The following is a 16,033-nucleotide window of genomic DNA, read 5'->3' as shown; positions in this document are numbered from 1 at the left end:
CCGGCCTTAAGATCCATGATTTCAGTTATTTGGCGGCGACCGCCGCCGCCAGGCCCGGCGTGTATTCCGCGCCGTGGAGCACGGTCGCGCTGGACGCCTTGAGCGCGCCGCCGATGGGCTCGGCCCGGCCGCCGAGACAGCTGCCCAGGAACTGCTCGGTGACGGCGTTGAAGGCGATGGTGTTCTCCGGCCTGGCGAAACCGTGGCCCTCGTCGGGGAAGACCACATAGGTCACCGGGATGTGCTTGGCGGCCATGGCGTCGACGATCTGGTCGGCCTCGCGGTGGTTGACCCGGGGGTCGTTGGCGCCCTGGCCGATCAGCAGCGGCCGTTGGATGGCGGCGGCCTTGAACAGGGGCGAGCGATCGTGCAGCAGGGCGCGGCCCGCCTCGGTGTTGGGATCGCCCATGGAGCGGTACATCTGCGCCCGCCCCGCTTCCCAATACGGCGGGATGCTCTCGAGCAAGGTGTTGAGGTTGGAAGGTCCGACGATGTCGACACCGCACGCGAAGGTGTCGGGGGTGAATGTCATGCCGACCAGGGTGGCGTAGCCGCCGTAGGAGCCGCCCATGATCGCCACCTTGTCGCGCGCAGCGATGCCGTGGGCCACCGCCCAGTCCACCGCGTCGATCAGGTCGTCGTGCATCTTGGCGCCCCACTGGTGGTCGCCGGCGGAGGTGTAGCCCTTCCCGAAGCCGGTCGAGCCCCGGTAGTTGACCGACAGCACCGCATAGCCGCGGTTCGCCAGCCACTGGTGGTAGCCGCTGTAGCCATAGTCGTCGCGCGCCCAGGGGCCGCCGTGGACGAACAGCACCATCGGCAGCGGATGGTCGGGCCTGCCGTCGCCGTTGCGATCCGAACCCGGCGGCAGGGTGAGGTAGGAGACCTCGGTCAAGCCGTCTCGGGTCTTGATCTCCACCGGATGCTGGGCGGCGAGGGTCGCGCCCTCCAGCTCCGGCCGGCTGACGAACAGCTTGGTCAGCGTCTTCGACTTGCGGTCGTAGAGGTAGGTCGCCGGCGGCGCGGTCACGGGATCGTCGGTCACCGTCCACAGGTCGTCGGCATAGGTGCGCGACGAGACCGAGAACTCGCCCGGCAGATGCGCTTTCAGGAACGCCATGTCAGCCTTGATCGCAGGCGCGACCACCGTCCAGTCGGTCTTCAGGTAGTTGACCGCATAGGCCTGCACGCGCCCGGTCCTGGGATCGGACATCACCGCGCCGATATCGGCCTTCGGGTCCGAAGCGATCACTGTCACGGCGCCGGTGGCGACGTCCTGGGCGGTCAGGGCGGCGGTGTCGCGGCCCCGGCTGTCGAGCCAGTAGAGCGTGCGGCCGTCGGTGGTGAAGCCGGCCGGGCCGGTGGTGCGGGCGTCGTCGGGGCCGATCTCGGCCAGGGGCTTGGCCTCGACCTTGTCGTCGACCACCCGGAACAGTTCGTCGCCGCCGTCGGGACGGGGCTTGTCGGCCAGCCGCACCCTCAGGCTTTCGTCGGCGGTGAAGCCGCCATAGCCGCCCATGTTCATCAGCACGGGGGTGAGCGCCCCGCTCTTGAGGTTCAGGCTGTAGACGTCGTGCCAGCGCGGGTCGCGGTTGTTCAGCCCGACCAGGATGCGGTCCTTCACCTGGGTGCTGACCTCGACCACCTCGACACGGGTCTTGTCGAACGGGGTCAGCGAACGCTGCGCGCCGGTGGCGACGTCCACGTCGTAGAGATGGAAGTTCTCGTCGCCGCCCTTGTCGTTGACGAACAGGATCGAACCGGAATCCGGCGACCAGAAGTACTCCCGGATGGGACGGGCCTTCTCGTCGGTCAGCGGCTTGCCGTGGGTCGGATCGGAAACGGGGGCGACCCAGATGTTCAGCACCCCGGCGCGCGGCGCGATCCAGGCCAGCCAGCGACCATCGGGGCTGAGCTTGCCGGCGACCCGGCTCGGATTGCCGAACAGCTTGGCGCGCGCGATCAGGGGCGCGGTCGGCGCCTGGGCCGAAGCGACGCCCGCACCCAGCGACAGCGCAACCGCACCTGCGATCAGCAGCCTTCTCATCCGACCATCTCCCATCGTGGAATCGATCCTAGCGCATCGCCCGGCGAAGGAAATGCGATGTTATAACAAAACATCTTTGCCGCACCACAGGGTCGGCGTAAGGCTTGATCCGAAGTTGATCCGTTGGAGGTATCGATGCGTCTCCCGACAAAGACCGCCCTGGCCACGGCCCTCATGCTCGCCATCGCCACGCCCTGTCTGGCCTTCACTGTAACCCAGGCCCCGCTCGGCAGCGACGCCCCCGCATCCCGCTTCAGCGACCCCGACGAAGCCATCGCCAGCTCGGCCTCCTCGGTTCGGGACTCAGTGGTCGAGAACAACCTGCGCGCCCAGGGATCGGCCGCCTTCACCGGAGGGGCGCCCATGGCGTATGGCGTCGCTTCGCAAGGCTATGGCTTCAGTTCGGCGGTCGCCACCAGCCGGACCTATGCCGACGGCTTTGGGCCCACTGGCGCCGCGAACACCTACAGCACGCCGCTTCCCCTCGTTCCGGGCGGCCGACGCTAGGACCGGCAAGCCCGCAGCGGCGGCCCTCGGAGGGGCGGGCTCACCAGATCGGCGTCGCCCCGGCCTGGGCCTCGATGCGGCACTCCTCCTTGGGCGGGGGCGCCGGATGGACGCGAAGGCGCTTCAGCTCAAGCCGCGCCCGCTGGAGGTCGCGCCGGAACGCCTCGTCGGCCTCCAGCGCTGCGTAGACCATGGTCGCAGTCACCCGTCCGGCCTGGATATCGCTCTCATAGTGGACGCCGCACACGACCCGGCTTTCGGCATAGGCCCTGGCCCGCGCCAGCACCCATTCGGCGCGGTCCGGCGCGATCTGGGTCAGGGCCAGCGCCACGGCCCAGCTGTAGGTCGAATGGCCGGACGGATAGGAATAGCTGCGCCTCAGCCAGTCCTCCGCCTCGACGCAGATCGGACCGCCGTTCTCCACGAAAGGTCGGGGCCGGCGGTAATAGGCCTTGGCGGCGCCGCCCACTCCGTCGGCGTCGAACACCAGACGCTCCAGCATGCGATACAGGATCGGCGCCCGCGCGGGCGTCAGCTCCACACCCAACGCACAGGAGAAGTCCTGCATCATCGCATCGGCCCCAAACGCCGCATCGTGCGCGGCCAGCACCCAGCGCTCGCTCCCCTGCAGCAGTCGGGTGGCCTCATAGGTGGCGACATCGCCGGTCTTGGTCCCCGAACCCTCGGGCGGCGGCGGACCCAGCAGATGGATGGCGTCGGGCAGCTTGCCAGGCGCGAGATAGCCTTGCGCGCCCGACTTTGCGCTCGCAGCCTTGGCGGCGGAGGCGGACGCGGGCGGCAGGCGCGCCGCAACCGGCGACGACGCGAGGACGACGGCCGTCGCCACACCCGAGACGGCGGCGATCAAACCCTTCGTGAACATCCCCATCTGGACTCCTGACGCCCGTTCAGCACGCCGGAGCCATTGTCCAGGTCCGCCAGCTTCAGGCCAGTCCTATCTCACGCAGACGCTCTCTCAGATAGGCGTCGGCGGTGACGGGCTCGGGATAGCGATCCGGCCGATCCGGCCCGACGCAGGACGGCAGGGTCTCGATCAGGAAGTCCGGCCGAAAATGCAGGAAGAAGGGCGTGGAATAACGCGCCACGCCGCAACGCTCCGCCGCCGGGTTCACCACCCGGTGGGTGGTGGATGGCAGCACGTGGTTGGTCAACCGCTGCAGCATGTCGCCGATGTTGCACACCACCGAGCCCGGCGGCGGGTTGACCGGCAGCCAGCGCCCGTCGCGGTCCAGCAGTTCCAACCCCGCCTCTTCCGCGCCGAGCAGCAGGGTGATGGCGTTGATGTCCTCGTGCGCTCCAGCTCGCACGCCGGATGCGTTCGCGGCGACCGGGGGATAGTGCAGCAGGCGCAATATGCTGTTGCCGTCGCGCGTGGGGTCTTCGAACGCATCGTCGGCAAGGTCGAGGTGGCGAGCGATCGCCTTCAGCACCCGCGCGCCGAGATCGTCGAGCGCCCGGTACAGACCCAGCATGGCCAGCTGGAATTGCGGCGCCTCGGCGGGCCAGACGTTGTCGGGCATGACGGCGCGATAGGGATGGCCCGCCGGCAGCTCGCGGCCGATGTGCCAGAACTCCTTCAGGTCGCTGAGGCTGGCGCCCTTGGCGGCCTCACGCCCGAACGGGGTGTAGCCGCGCTGACCCGCGCCGCCCGGTGCGTTGTAGGCCAGCTTGACCGTCTCGGGTTGGGCGAAGAAGGCGCGGGTCTGGGCCAGCGCCTCATCGAGTTCGCGCTGCGGCAGGTCGTGATCCGAAAGGATCGCGAAGCCGTACCGTTCGAAGGCGCCGCCGAGGTCGCGGGAAAAGGCGTCGAAGTCGGTGCGGTAGCCGCTGAGGGAGACGGGTTGGATGGCCACGTCCGCCTCAGTGCGCCGCCACCGCCGCGCCGCCCGCCTTTGGCTTGGAAGTCAGCCAGATGCTGAAGGCGGCCACGACCATCAGCAGCCCGATGCTCATGAAGAACTTGTCCGTCGCCAGCATCACGCTCTGCCCCTGCACGATGTTCTCCAACTGCCGCAGCGTGCCGGCATGGCTCATGCCGCCGCTGTGGATCATGGCCAACGACTTGGCCGAGTCGAACTGGTTGAGCAACTGGACGCGGCCGGAACGCGCGGAATTGTTCCAGAAGGTCTGCGAGATGGAGGTGGCGAAGGCGCCCGCCATGGTCCGCGCGAAACTCAGCAGCCCCGCCCCGCCCGCGAGTTCCGCCGAAGACAGCGCGCCCAGCGCCAGCCCGAACAGCGGCACGAAGAACAGCGGCACGAAGAAACCCTGCACGAACTGCGGCACGATGATGTGGAGGAAGTCGATGTTGGAGGCGAAGGTCGCGCGCCAGAACATGGTGCCGGCCAGGCCGAGCACGCCGATGAAGATCAGCAGGCGCGAATCCACCTTGCCCATCAGCTTGGCCACGATCGGCGACATGATCACCGCGAACACCCCTGACGGCGCCACGGCGAAACCGGCCCAGGTGGCGGTGTAGTTCATGTTCGTCTGCAGCCACAGCGGCATGATCACCACCGCCGCGAAATAGGAGCCGAAACACAGGCACAGCACCGCCAGCGAGATGCAGTAGTCGCGCGAGCGGAACACCCGCAGGTTCACGATCGGGTTGGCGTCGGTCAGCTCCCAGATCACGAAGGCGAAGAAACCCACCAGCGCGACCAAGCCCAGGATGACGATGGTGTGCGACTGGAACCAGTCCAGCTCTTCGCCCTTGTCGAGCACGATCTGCAGGCAGGCGACCCAGACGATCATGATCCCCAGGCCGGTCACGTCCACCGGCAGCTTCTGGGTGGGCGTCTCCTGTGGCTTCAGCAGACGCCAGGCGAAGAAGGCGCACACCAGGGCGACCGGCACGTTGATGAAGAAGACCCACGGCCAGCTGTAGGTGTCGCACAACACCCCGCCCAGGATCGGGCCCGCAATGGGCGCCACCACCGTGGTCATCGCCCACAGCCCCATGGCCTGACCCGCCTTCTCCTTGGGGAAGACCCGCAGCAACAGGGTTTGGGAGAGCGGGATCATCGGGCCGCCGGACAGGCCCTGGAGGACGCGGAACACCACCAGCATGCTCAGCGAGGAGGCCATGCCGCACGCGGCGGAGAAGATGCCGAACAGGACCATGGCGACCACGAAGGTCCTGACCGCCCCGAAACGGCCGGCGAGCCACCCCGTCAGCGGCACGGTGATCGCCTCGGCCACCGAATAGGAGGTGATGACCCAGGTGCCCTCGCTGGAGGACACGCCCAGGCCGCCGGCGATGTTGGGCACCGACACGTTGGCGATGGTCAGGTCCAGCACCACCATGAAGTTGGCCAGCGAGAGAAGCAGTCCCGCCGCCAACAGGGCCTTGCCCGTCAACGGTCCCGCGGGAAGCTTGAGCTCGCGTCGGGCGGCGCGGGGCGCGCCGGTTCCGGCCGCGACGGGCGCCATCCCCTCGCCCGACCCCTGGGCGGAGACGGGGAGATCGCTCACGGCCGGTCGGCCCCGACCGGACGTCCCTCGCCCTTGGCGCCGACATCGACGACCGCATCCATGGACAGGCCGACCCGCAGCGGGTGCTGCTCGAGCTCGCGCGGGTCCAGCGAAACGCGCACCGGCAGGCGTTGCACGACCTTGATCCAGTTGCCGGTGGCGTTCTGCGCCGGGATCACCGCGAAGGCCGAGCCGGTGCCGCCCGACAGGCCCTGCACGCGACCGTGGAACTTCACGCCCTTGCCCCAGCGGTCGGCGGTCAGCTCGACCGGCTGGCCGACCAGGACCTTGCGCAGCTGGGATTCCTTGAAGTTGGCGTCGACATAGACCTTGGAGATCGGCACCACGGTCATCAGCTTGTCGCCGATGGCCACGCGCTGGCCGACCTGGACCTGACGCTGGGCCACCACGCCGTCGAACGGCGCGCGCAGCACGGTGCGGGACTGGCTGAGCAAGGCGTTGTCCAGGGCGGCCTTGGCGGCGGCGACCTCGGGGTTATGCGCCACGTCGACACCGCTGGTCAGCGCCACGCCGGAAGCGAGTTGACCTTCGGCCACGGTCTTGTTGGCCTGGGCCTGGGCCCCGGCGGCCTTTACGGCGGCCAGATTGGCGACGGCGGTCTGGTAGGCGTTGCGCGCCGTGCTCAGCTCCTCGCCCGACACCGCGCCCGAAGCCTGCAGGGCCTCGCGCCGCTTGTAGTCGATGGCGGTGCGGTCGACGTCGCTCTGGGCCGCGGCGAGCTGGGCGGCGGCGCGGGTGATGTCGGCGTTGCGCGCAGTGATCTGGGCGCCGGACGCCTGGTTGTTGGCCAGATACTGCTGCACTCGCCGCACGGCCTGGCCATACTGGGCCTGCGCCTGGGCGACGGCGATATCGGCGTCGGCCGGGTTGATCACCACCAGGATGTCACCCTTCTTCACCGTCTGGGTATCCTGGGCTCGGACATCCTGGATCTGCCCGAACACCTGGGGAGTGATCTGGGCCACGTCCGCGCCGACATAGGCGTTGTCGGTGGAGACGAAGTTGGACAGGACCAACACGTAGTAGACCCCGTAGCCGATGGCGGCGATCAGCACGACCGCGCCCAGCAGGCCGAACAGGCGCTTGCGGCCAGGCTTGGCGGCTGTTGCGGAATGTGGTGCGGCGGCGGTGGCCGGGGCGGCTTCCACGCGACGCGTTTCCGCGGGCGGGCTCATATCGTCAGGCATGTCGAAGTCCTCGGTCAGCGGACGGCGAGACGGGTGGGTTCAGTGTAGCCGCCACCGAGCGCCCTCACGAGGGAGACGTCCAGCGACAGCGCCTGGGCCTGCAGATCGGCGACATTGCGCCGGGCCGTAAGCACCCCGTTTTCAGCGGTCAGCACGTTCAGATAGGGCGAAAGGCCGCCCTGATAGCGAAGTTTGGCGATGCGGAAGGCGTCCTCGGCCGAGGTGCGGGCCTGTTCGGCGTCGACCACCTGGGACTGCAGGGCGCGCTGGTCGCTGACGGCGTCGGCAACATCGCGCAGCGCATTGGTCAGCGCCTGGTCGTAGTTGGCCACCGCCGCGTCGTATTCGGCCCGCGCACCGCGATAGGCGCCTTCGAGCCGTCCCTCGGAGAAGATCGGCAGGCGCACCGCCGGCCCGATCGCCCCGATCACCGAGCCGTACTGGGTCAGGGTGTTGAGCCCCAGCGACTGCACCCCATAAAAGCCGGTCAGGTCGACGTTCGGATAGAAGTCGGTCCTGGCCACCTTCACCTGCTTGGAGGCGGCTTCGGCTCGCAAGCGGGCGGCGACGATGTCAGCCCGACGCCCGATCAGGTCGGCCGATAGGTGCGGCGGCAGTCCGAAAGCGCGAAGCTGGGTCGACGCCGGCCGCGAAATCGCCAGGCCCCGGTCGGGCCCCTCGCCCATCAGGGCCGCGATCTCATGGCGCACAGTCAGAATCTGACGGTCGATGGCCTCCAGGTCGCCGCGCGCGGTCGGCACGGTCTGGGCCTGCTGGCTGTATTCGCCGCGCGTCTCCAGCCCGTTGTGCAGCCGCTGGCCGACCAGCTTCAGCGTATCCTCGCGCACCCGCAGCGCATCGGCCGCCGCGTCCCGGTCGGCGTAGAGCCGCACTAGGTCGGCGTAGCTGCTCGCCACCGCCGCGGTGATCTGCAGCCGCGCCGCCGCCGCATCGGCCTCGGTCGCGCGGGCCGAAGAGGTCGCCGCCGCCAGGGCCGCGCGATTGCGGCCGAAAAAGTCGAGCTGCCAGTCCAGGTCGGCGGCGATGCGGGTCTGGGTATGATAGCCGTGCGGCAGAAAGGCCTGGAATTCTGGCGGGAAGCCTTCGTTCACGCTCTGCTTGGTGGTCTGGATGCTGCCGTCGCCGCTGAACTGGGGCAGCAACGCCGCCCGCGCCTGCTCGGCGACGCCCTGGGCGGAACGCACCCGCGCCTGGGCGGCCTTCAGGTCCGGCGCGCCATGGATGGCCTCGCCCTCCAGCTGGTCCAGCTGCAGGTCGCCATAGACAGTCCACCAGTCCTGCGCGGGCCAGTCTGTACCGGCGACGGCGAAGCTCTTTTCGGTGGCGTAAGCCGCCGGCTCGGACAGCTTGGGCGCGGGGCCCAGGTCCGGCGCGCAGGCCGACAGGGCCGCGGCGCACAACGCCAGGCTCGCGAGCAGGACTTCACGATAGGAGCGGGTCCGCCCCGGCCGGCCACGGGATGGGCCGGCGACACACAAAAGGGTCATATGCATCTCGACAATCTTCTGACCGTACCGTACGGTTCGGCCAATAAGCGGCGGGTTACACCTTGATCGGTGACCGTTCAAGAAAAAACCGTACGGTATGGTCAGAGATATGGATGACGGATGCATCAGGGTCACGGCGAAGGACATCCGCCGTCAGACTATCCTGGAAATCGCTCGCACGACCTTCATGGAGGACGGCTATGCGGCCGCCTCGATGTCGACCATCGCCGCCCGGCTCGGCGGCTCCAAAGGCACGCTCTACAACTACTTCGCGTCCAAGGAGGAGCTGTTCAGGGCGGTGATCGAGGACCAGTGCGAACGCAAGATGGCGCTGATGTTCGACGGCGTGGCCACCAATGACGACGACGTGGCCAACGGCCTGCGCACGCTCGGCGCCCGTTACACCACCATGGTGCTCAGCGACGATGTGATGACCTTCACGCGGATGCTGGTGTCCGAGGTGCTGCGCTTCCCCGCGCTCGGCCAGACCATGTACGAGGCGGGTCCGCGTGAAGGCGTGCGGCGTCTATCGGCCTACATGGAAGAGCAGATGCAGGCTGGCCGCCTGCGCAGCACCGATTCGCGCCGCGCAGCGGAACAATTCCTTGAGCTATGCCTTGCGGGTCTCTACCGCCCACGCCTCTGGAACGTGATCGCGCCGCCAAGCGCCAAGGCGATCGACGACAATATCGAGGCGGCGGTCGAGACCTTCGTGGCGGCTTTCGGGGCGCGGCCAGCCTGACCCTTCTCCTCCCCTGCGCAGCGGGGGAGGTGGCGGCGAAGCCGACGGAGGGAGCTCGTTAAGCGCTGCGGATTGCAGCCCCCACCACCCCGCTACGCGCGGTCCCCCTCCCCCGCTTTCGCAGAGGAGGAGAAACGAAACTAGGCCTGCATGGTCCAGCCCTCGACGCCCATGGCCGCTTGGCGCAGGGCTTCGGAGCGGGTGGGGTGCGGGTGGCAGGTGCGGGCCACGTCCTCGGATGCGCCGCCGAACTCCATGGCCACGCAGTATTCGCCGATCATCTCGCCGACCGACGGCCCGATCATGTGCACGCCCAGAATGCGGTCGGTGGTGGCGTCGGCCAGCACCTTCACGAAGCCCTCGGCCTCATGGTTCACCTTGGCGCGGCTGTTGGCGGAGAAGGGGAACTTGCCGATCTTGTAGGCGACGCCCGCGGCCTTCAGCTCCTCCTCGGTCTTGCCGACCCAGGCCACTTCCGGGGTGGTGTAGATCACGCCCGGGATCACGTCGTAGTTCACATGGCCGGCCTTGCCCGCGATCAGTTCGATACAGGCCACCGCCTCGTCCTCGGCCTTGTGGGCGAGCATGGGGCCGTGGGTGACGTCGCCGATGGCCCACACGCCCGGCGCCGAGGTCTTGTAGTGGTCGGTGTCGATGAAGCCGCGCGGGTCGGCCTTGATGCCCACGCTGTCCAGGCCGAGGTTCTCGGTGAACGGACGGCGGCCGACCGCCAGCAGCACCACGTCCGCCTCCAGCGTTTCGGCCGGGCCGCCGGCCTTGGGCTCGACGGTCAGCTTCACGCCGGTATCCGACGTCGTTGCGCCCGTCACCTTCATGCCGAGGTGGAACTTGACGCCCTGCTTGGTCAGCGAGCGTTGGAAGGCGGTGGCCACCTCGCCGTCGGCGCCGGGGATGATGCGGTCCAGATACTCGACCACCTCCATCTCCGCCCCCAGGCGGCGCCACACCGAGCCCAGCTCCAGGCCGATGATGCCCGCGCCGATGACGATCAGCTTCTTGGGCACGTCCGGGATGGTCAGGGCGCCGGTCGAATCGACGATACGCTTCTGGTCCACCTCGACGCCAGGCAGCCGCGACGGCTCCGAACCCGTAGCGATGATGATGTTCTTGGTCTCCAGCGTCTGCTCGGACCCGTCCTCGGCCTTGACCACGACCTTGCCGGGGCCAGCGATGCGGCCCTGGCCCTTGACCCAGTCGGCCTTGTACTTCTTGAACAGGAACTGGATGCCCTTGGTCAGCTGATCGACGCTGTCGGCCTTCTGCTTGTGCATCTGCGGCAGGTCGAGCTCGGGCGACACCTTGATGCCCAGCGAGGCGAAGCCGGTCTTGGCCTCCTCGTACATTTCCGAGGCGTGCAGCAGGGCCTTGGACGGGATGCAGCCCACGTTCAGGCAGGTGCCGCCGAGCGTCTTGCGCATCTCCACGCAGGCGACCTTCAGCCCGAGCTGGCCGGCGCGGATCGCGGCGTTGTAGCCGCCGGGACCGCCCCCGATGATGACGACGTCGTACTGGGTTTGGTCAGCCATTTGTCAAATCCTCAGAGCCGGCGGCTTCGCAGAAAGCGCCGATGGGTTCATCCGGTCCTCCGCGCAGCCGCTGTGCGCAGGTAAGCCGGCATCGTAGACGCGGAAAGGGTCGTTTCCGCCGAGCAGAAACAGGCGCGTCGTCATTGGCTGGACGCCGCCGATCCGGCGGGCCGGCGCGGAACCGGATGGATCGCCACTGCGCCGCCGACCCGCTCGAGCACGACCTCGGCGCTGTCCAGCTCGAAGCCGGGCGTAAGCAGGACGATCTGCTCCTCCCCGTCCTCGATGACCTGGACCAGCGCCTCGGCGTGCATGGGTTACAGATCCAGCAGCAGGCGCTGCGGATCCTCGATGGCGTTCTTCACCGCCACCAGGAAGGTCACCGCGCCCTTGCCGTCGACGATGCGGTGATCGTAGCTGAGCGCCAGATACATCATCGGCCGGATCAGCACCTGGCCGTTCACCGCCATCGGGCGCTGGACGATGTTGTGCATGCCCAGCACGCCCGACTGCGGCGCGTTGAGGATCGGCGTCGACATCAGCGAGCCGTAGACCCCGCCATTGGTGATGGTGAAGGTGCCGCCCTGCATGTCCTCGATGGACAGCTTGCCGTCGCGCGCCTTCTTGCCGAGATCGCCGATGGCCTTCTCGATGCCCGCCAGCGACAGCAGGTCGGCGTCGCGCACCACCGGGACCACCAGGCCCCGCTCGGTGCCGACCGCCACGCCGATGTCGTAGTGGTTCTTGTAGATCAGGTCCGTGCCGTCGATCTCGGCATTGACGTCGGGGACCTCCTTCAGGGCCGCGATACAGGCGCGGGTGAAGAAGCTCATGAAGCCGAGCTTCACGCCGTGCTTCTTCTCGAACACGTCCTTGTACTGGTTGCGCAGCGCCATGACGTTGGTCATGTCGACCTCGTTGAAGGTCGTCAGCATGGCGGCGGAGTTCTGCGCGTCCTTCAGCCGCTTGGCGATGGTCTGACGCAGGCGGGTCATCTTCACCCGCTCTTCGCGGGCGCCCAGTGCACGCGGCGCGGCGGGAGCCACAGGCGCGGCCGGAGGAGCCGCCGCCGGCGCGGCGCTGGCCTGGAGCGCGTCGCCCTTCAGGATGCGGCCGTCCGGCCCGGTGCCGGAGATGGCGGACGGGTCGAGCTTGTTCTCGGTGACGATGCGTTGCACCGACGGCGACAGGGTGGCGGGAGCCGAGCCCTTCTGGGCGGCGGGCGGCTGGTTGGCCGGGGTCGACTGGCCGGCGGCCGAAGGCTGAGCCGCTGCGACTTGGCCGGATGCACCGCCGATATGGGCGATGACCTGATTCGGCGTCACCGTGGCGCCGTTGGGGGCCAGAATCTCACTCAGCACGCCGTCGGCGGGGGCTGAGACCTCGACCGCGACCTTGTCGGTCTCGATCTCGACCAGGACCTCGTCGCGGCTGACCTTGTCGCCGACCTTCTTGGACCAGGTGGAGATGGTCCCCTCAGTCACAGATTCGCCCATGGTGGGCACGACCACCTCGACGGCGGCGGAGGCTTCAACCGCCTTGGCCGGGGCGACGGCGGCCGGCGCGGGCGCAGCGACGGCCGGCGCGGGGGCGGCCTTGGCAGGCGCAGCGGCCGGAGCGGCCTTGCCCTTGGCGGGCTGGGCGGCGCCGTTCTCGGTCACGTCGCCTAGCTTTTGGCCCTGGATCACGGTCGCGCCTTCCGGCGCCGAGATCGCGCCCAGCACGCCATTGGAGGGCGAGGCGACTTCGAGGCTGACCTTGTCGGTCTCCAGCTCCACCAGGACCTCGTCCTTCTTCACAGGATCGCCCGGCTTCTTGGTCCAGCGCGCCACGGTGGCTTCGCTGACGGACTCGCCGAGTGTCGGCGTGAGGATGTCGGTCATGGTGGAGGAGGTCCCAGGTTTTTCGTTTGTGGGCGGACGGTTAGGCGAACGCCTCGTTTGAGAAGGTCTCGACTTCTTTCAGATGGCGGGTCATCAGGCCCGCCGCGGTGGAGGCCGAGGCCGGGCGACCGACATAGCGGGCGCGCTTGGCGGCGATCTCCATCTTGTTCAGCGTCAGCTCGATCCAGGGATCGACGAAGGTCCAGCCGCCCATGTTCTTGGGTTCTTCCTGGCACCAGACCAACTCCGCGTTGACGAAGCGGCCGAGCTCCTTGCGCAGCGATTGGATCGGCCAGGGATAGAACTGCTCCAGGCGCATCAGGTAGACGTCGTCGACGCCCTTCTTCTCCCGCGCGTCGAGCAGGTCGTAATAGACCTTGCCCGAGCACAGGACGACGCGGCGGATCTTGTCGTCGGGCTTAAGGGTCACGCCCGCGATCGCCGGACGGCGCTGGGCGTCGTCGTGCAGCACGCGGTGGAAGGTCGAACCCTCGGCTAGGTCCGCCATGGTCGAGACCGCCTTCTTGTGGCGGAGCAGCGACTTGGGCGTCATCAGGATCAGCGGCTTGCGGAACGGCCGGTGCATCTGGCGACGCAGGATGTGGAAGTAGTTGGCCGGCGTCGAGCAGTTGGCGACCTGCAGGTTCTCTTCGGCGCAGAGCTGGAGATAGCGCTCCAGACGGGCAGAGGAATGTTCCGGCCCCTGGCCCTCGTAGCCGTGAGGCAGCAGCAGGGTCAGGCCCGACATGCGCAGCCACTTTCGTTCGGCCGACGAGATGAACTGGTCGACCACCACCTGGGCGCCGTTGGCGAAGTCGCCGAACTGGGCTTCCCACAGGGTCAGGGTGTTCGGGTCGGCGACGCTGTAGCCGTATTCGAAGCCCAGCACCGCCTCTTCCGACAGGGCCGAGTCGATCACCTCGTAATAGCCCTGGCCCTCGCGAAGGTGGTTCAGCGGCAGGTAGCGCTCCTCGGTGGTCTGGTCGACCACCGCGGAATGGCGCTGGGAGAAGGTGCCGCGCACGCTGTCCTGGCCGGACAAGCGGATGGGATAGCCTTCGTCGAGCAGGCTGGCGAAGGCCAGGTGCTCGGCCAGAGCCCAGTCGATGTTCTCGCCGGTCTCGACCGCCTTGCGACGGCCGTCGAGGACGCGCTGCAGCGTCTTGTGGACGTTCAGCCGCTCGGGGATGGCGGTGATCTTCTGGCCGAGGTCGAGCAGTTTCTGGGCCGGCACGCCGGTGTCGCCGATCGGCAGCTCCGCGCCGGGGGTCAGCTTCATGCCCGACCAGATGCCGTCCAGCCAGTCGGCCTTGTTGGCGTGGAAGTTCTTCCCGGCGTCGAATTCCTGGTCGAGGAAGGTCTCGAACTCGGAGACCAAGGCCTCGACCTGGGCGTCGGTGGTCACGCCCTCAGCGACCAGGCGCTGGCTGTACAGCTCGCGGGTGGAGGGCTGGTCCTTGATCTTGGCGTACATCAAGGGCTGGGTGAAGGTGGGGTCGTCGCCTTCGTTGTGACCGAAGCGGCGATAGCAGAACATGTCGATCACCGCGTCCTTGCCGAACAGCTGGCGGTACTCGATGGCGATCTTGGTGGCGAAGGTGACGGCTTCGGGGTCGTCGCCGTTGACGTGGAAGATCGGCGCCTCGACCATCAGCGCCGTATCCGAGGGATAGGGCGAGGAGCGCGAGTTGCGCGGGCTGGTGGTGAAGCCGATCTGGTTGTTGACGATGAAGTGGATGGTGCCGCCGGTCTTGTAGCCCTTCAGCCCCATCAGCATGAAGCACTCGGCGATCACGCCCTGGCCGGCGAAGGCGGCGTCGCCGTGCAGCAGCAGCGGCAGCACCTTGCTGCGCTCGGCGGTCGGGTCGGCGCGGAAGTCCAGGGTCTGCTTGGCGCGCGCCTTGCCCAGCACCACCGGGTTGACGATCTCCAGGTGGGAGGGGTTGGCGGTCAGCGACAGGTGCACGGTGTTGCCGTCGAACTCGCGGTCCGACGAGGCGCCCAGGTGGTACTTCACGTCCCCCGAACCCTCGATGTCGGAGGGGAGCGAGGAACCGCCCTGGAACTCGTGGAAGATCACGCGGTAGGGCTTGCCCATCACCGCGGCCAGCACGTTCAGGCGGCCCCGGTGGGGCATGCCGATGACGATCTCGTCCACGCCCAGCGCGCCGCCGCGCTTGATGATCTGCTCCAGCGCCGGGACCATGGCCTCCGCCCCGTCCAGGCCAAAGCGCTTGGTGCCGGGGAAGCGCTTGTGCAGGAAGCGCTCGAAGCCCTCGCCCTCGATCAGCTTCTTCAGGATGGCGATCTTGCCTTCGGCGGTGAAGGCGATCTCGTTGTCCTTGTGCTCGATCCGCTCCTGCAGCCAGGCCTTCTCCTGCGGGTCGGAGATGTGCATGAACTGCACGCCGAGGCTGCCGCAATAGGTGCGCCGCATGATCGCAAGGATCTCGCGGATGTTGGCGGTCTCAAGCCCGAGCACATAGTCGAGGAAGATCGGGCGGTCGTAGTCGCTCTCCGCGAAGCCGTAGGAGGACGGCTCCAACTCGGGATTGTCGATCTTCGGCTCGATGCCCAACGGATCGAGGTTCGCCGACAGGTGGCCGCGGATGCGATAGGCGCGGATCATCATGATCGCGCGCACGGAATCCAGGGTGGCGGCGCGGACGTCAGCCTGGGAGGCGGCGGGCTTCTTCTCGGCGATGGCCTTAGAAACCTTGGCCTCCACCGCCGGCCAGAGCCCATCGATGGCCGAGAGCCAGTCGGGGCGCTGGGCCGGGACGGACTTGCGGGTCCAGCTCGGCTCGACCGCTGCGGCGCTGATCGCCTGGGCCGGTTCGCGCAGGCTCTCGAAATAGGCCCGCCAAGACGGTTCGACCGAACCCGGGTCCTTGGCGTACCTTTCGTAGAGATCCTCGACGAAGGCGGCGTTGCCGCCATACAGGAAGGAGGTCTCGCCCATGATCTGATCGATCCGAGCGGTGTTCCGTAGTCCTGCGTCGTCCGCCATAGTCTTTCCCTTGCCCCGATCCGGCCAGGGTGTCGTCGGGAAAGACGGCAGACGCGGATCGCGCGGTGCGTATGTGGTGCCCCGAA

The 16,033-nt window shown here is 68.0% G+C and carries 12 protein-coding genes; 2 read left to right on the top strand and 10 right to left on the bottom strand.

What is annotated here, in order from left to right; all coding sequences use genetic code 11:
• Positions 1-25: 25 nt before the first annotated feature.
• Positions 26-2,047, bottom strand: coding sequence for a S9 family peptidase (locus GSQ87_RS20265; protein WP_158918143.1), 2,022 nt, complete (start codon positions 2,045-2,047; stop codon positions 26-28).
• Between the two features lie 135 nt (positions 2,048-2,182).
• Here GSQ87_RS20265 and GSQ87_RS20260 point away from each other — a divergent pair, with 135 nt between their 5' ends.
• A complete protein-coding gene (locus GSQ87_RS20260; protein ID WP_158918141.1) occupies positions 2,183-2,554 on the top strand; it encodes a hypothetical protein in 372 nt (123 codons plus the stop codon).
• A gap of 40 nt (positions 2,555-2,594) precedes the next feature.
• Here GSQ87_RS20260 and GSQ87_RS20255 read toward each other — a convergent pair whose 3' ends face one another.
• Genes GSQ87_RS20255 through GSQ87_RS20235 form a run of 5 tightly spaced genes read right to left on the bottom strand, consistent with a single transcriptional unit; the run spans position 2,595 to position 8,765 of the window.
• Positions 2,595-3,443, bottom strand: a complete 849-nt coding sequence (locus GSQ87_RS20255; protein WP_158918139.1) for a phosphatase PAP2 family protein — start codon at positions 3,441-3,443, stop codon at positions 2,595-2,597.
• A gap of 55 nt (positions 3,444-3,498) precedes the next feature.
• The gene (locus GSQ87_RS20250) at positions 3,499-4,428 is read right to left on the bottom strand and encodes an isopenicillin N synthase family oxygenase (protein ID WP_158918137.1); all 930 of its coding nucleotides are present in this window, start codon (positions 4,426-4,428) and stop codon (positions 3,499-3,501) included.
• Between the two features lie 7 nt (positions 4,429-4,435).
• Positions 4,436-6,049, bottom strand: a complete 1,614-nt coding sequence (locus GSQ87_RS20245; RefSeq protein WP_254063181.1) for a DHA2 family efflux MFS transporter permease subunit — start codon at positions 6,047-6,049, stop codon at positions 4,436-4,438.
• Complete coding sequence (locus GSQ87_RS20240) at positions 6,046-7,257, bottom strand: HlyD family efflux transporter periplasmic adaptor subunit (RefSeq protein ID WP_158918135.1); 1,212 nt, start codon at positions 7,255-7,257, stop codon at positions 6,046-6,048. Before GSQ87_RS20240 ends, GSQ87_RS20245 begins: the two co-directional genes overlap by 4 nt.
• A gap of 14 nt (positions 7,258-7,271) precedes the next feature.
• Complete coding sequence (locus tag GSQ87_RS20235) at positions 7,272-8,765, bottom strand: efflux transporter outer membrane subunit (protein ID WP_158918133.1); 1,494 nt, start codon at positions 8,763-8,765, stop codon at positions 7,272-7,274.
• A gap of 109 nt (positions 8,766-8,874) precedes the next feature.
• Between GSQ87_RS20235 and GSQ87_RS20230 the strand changes: the two genes are divergently transcribed.
• The gene (locus GSQ87_RS20230; RefSeq protein ID WP_158918131.1) at positions 8,875-9,507 is read left to right on the top strand and encodes a TetR/AcrR family transcriptional regulator; all 633 of its coding nucleotides are present in this window, start codon (positions 8,875-8,877) and stop codon (positions 9,505-9,507) included.
• 140 nt (positions 9,508-9,647) lie between these two features.
• Here GSQ87_RS20230 and lpdA read toward each other — a convergent pair whose 3' ends face one another.
• The 4 genes from lpdA to GSQ87_RS20210 form a co-directional block, all read right to left on the bottom strand.
• Complete coding sequence (gene lpdA / locus GSQ87_RS20225) at positions 9,648-11,054, bottom strand: dihydrolipoyl dehydrogenase (RefSeq protein WP_158918129.1); 1,407 nt, start codon at positions 11,052-11,054, stop codon at positions 9,648-9,650.
• Positions 11,055-11,194: 140 nt separating this feature from the next.
• Entirely contained in the window at positions 11,195-11,368 is a 174-nt protein-coding gene (locus GSQ87_RS20220; RefSeq protein ID WP_158918127.1) for a hypothetical protein, read from the bottom strand.
• Between the two features lie 3 nt (positions 11,369-11,371).
• A complete protein-coding gene (gene odhB / locus GSQ87_RS20215; protein ID WP_158918125.1) occupies positions 11,372-12,937 on the bottom strand; it encodes a 2-oxoglutarate dehydrogenase complex dihydrolipoyllysine-residue succinyltransferase in 1,566 nt (521 codons plus the stop codon).
• 40 nt (positions 12,938-12,977) lie between these two features.
• The gene (locus GSQ87_RS20210; protein WP_158918123.1) at positions 12,978-15,947 is read right to left on the bottom strand and encodes a 2-oxoglutarate dehydrogenase E1 component; all 2,970 of its coding nucleotides are present in this window, start codon (positions 15,945-15,947) and stop codon (positions 12,978-12,980) included.
• Positions 15,948-16,033 lie beyond the last annotated feature (86 nt).

Source organism: Caulobacter sp. S45 (assembly GCF_009765965.1).
Lineage (GTDB): Bacteria > Pseudomonadota > Alphaproteobacteria > Caulobacterales > Caulobacteraceae > CAHJWH01.
This window is presented reverse-complemented; position numbering and strand designations above follow the sequence as displayed.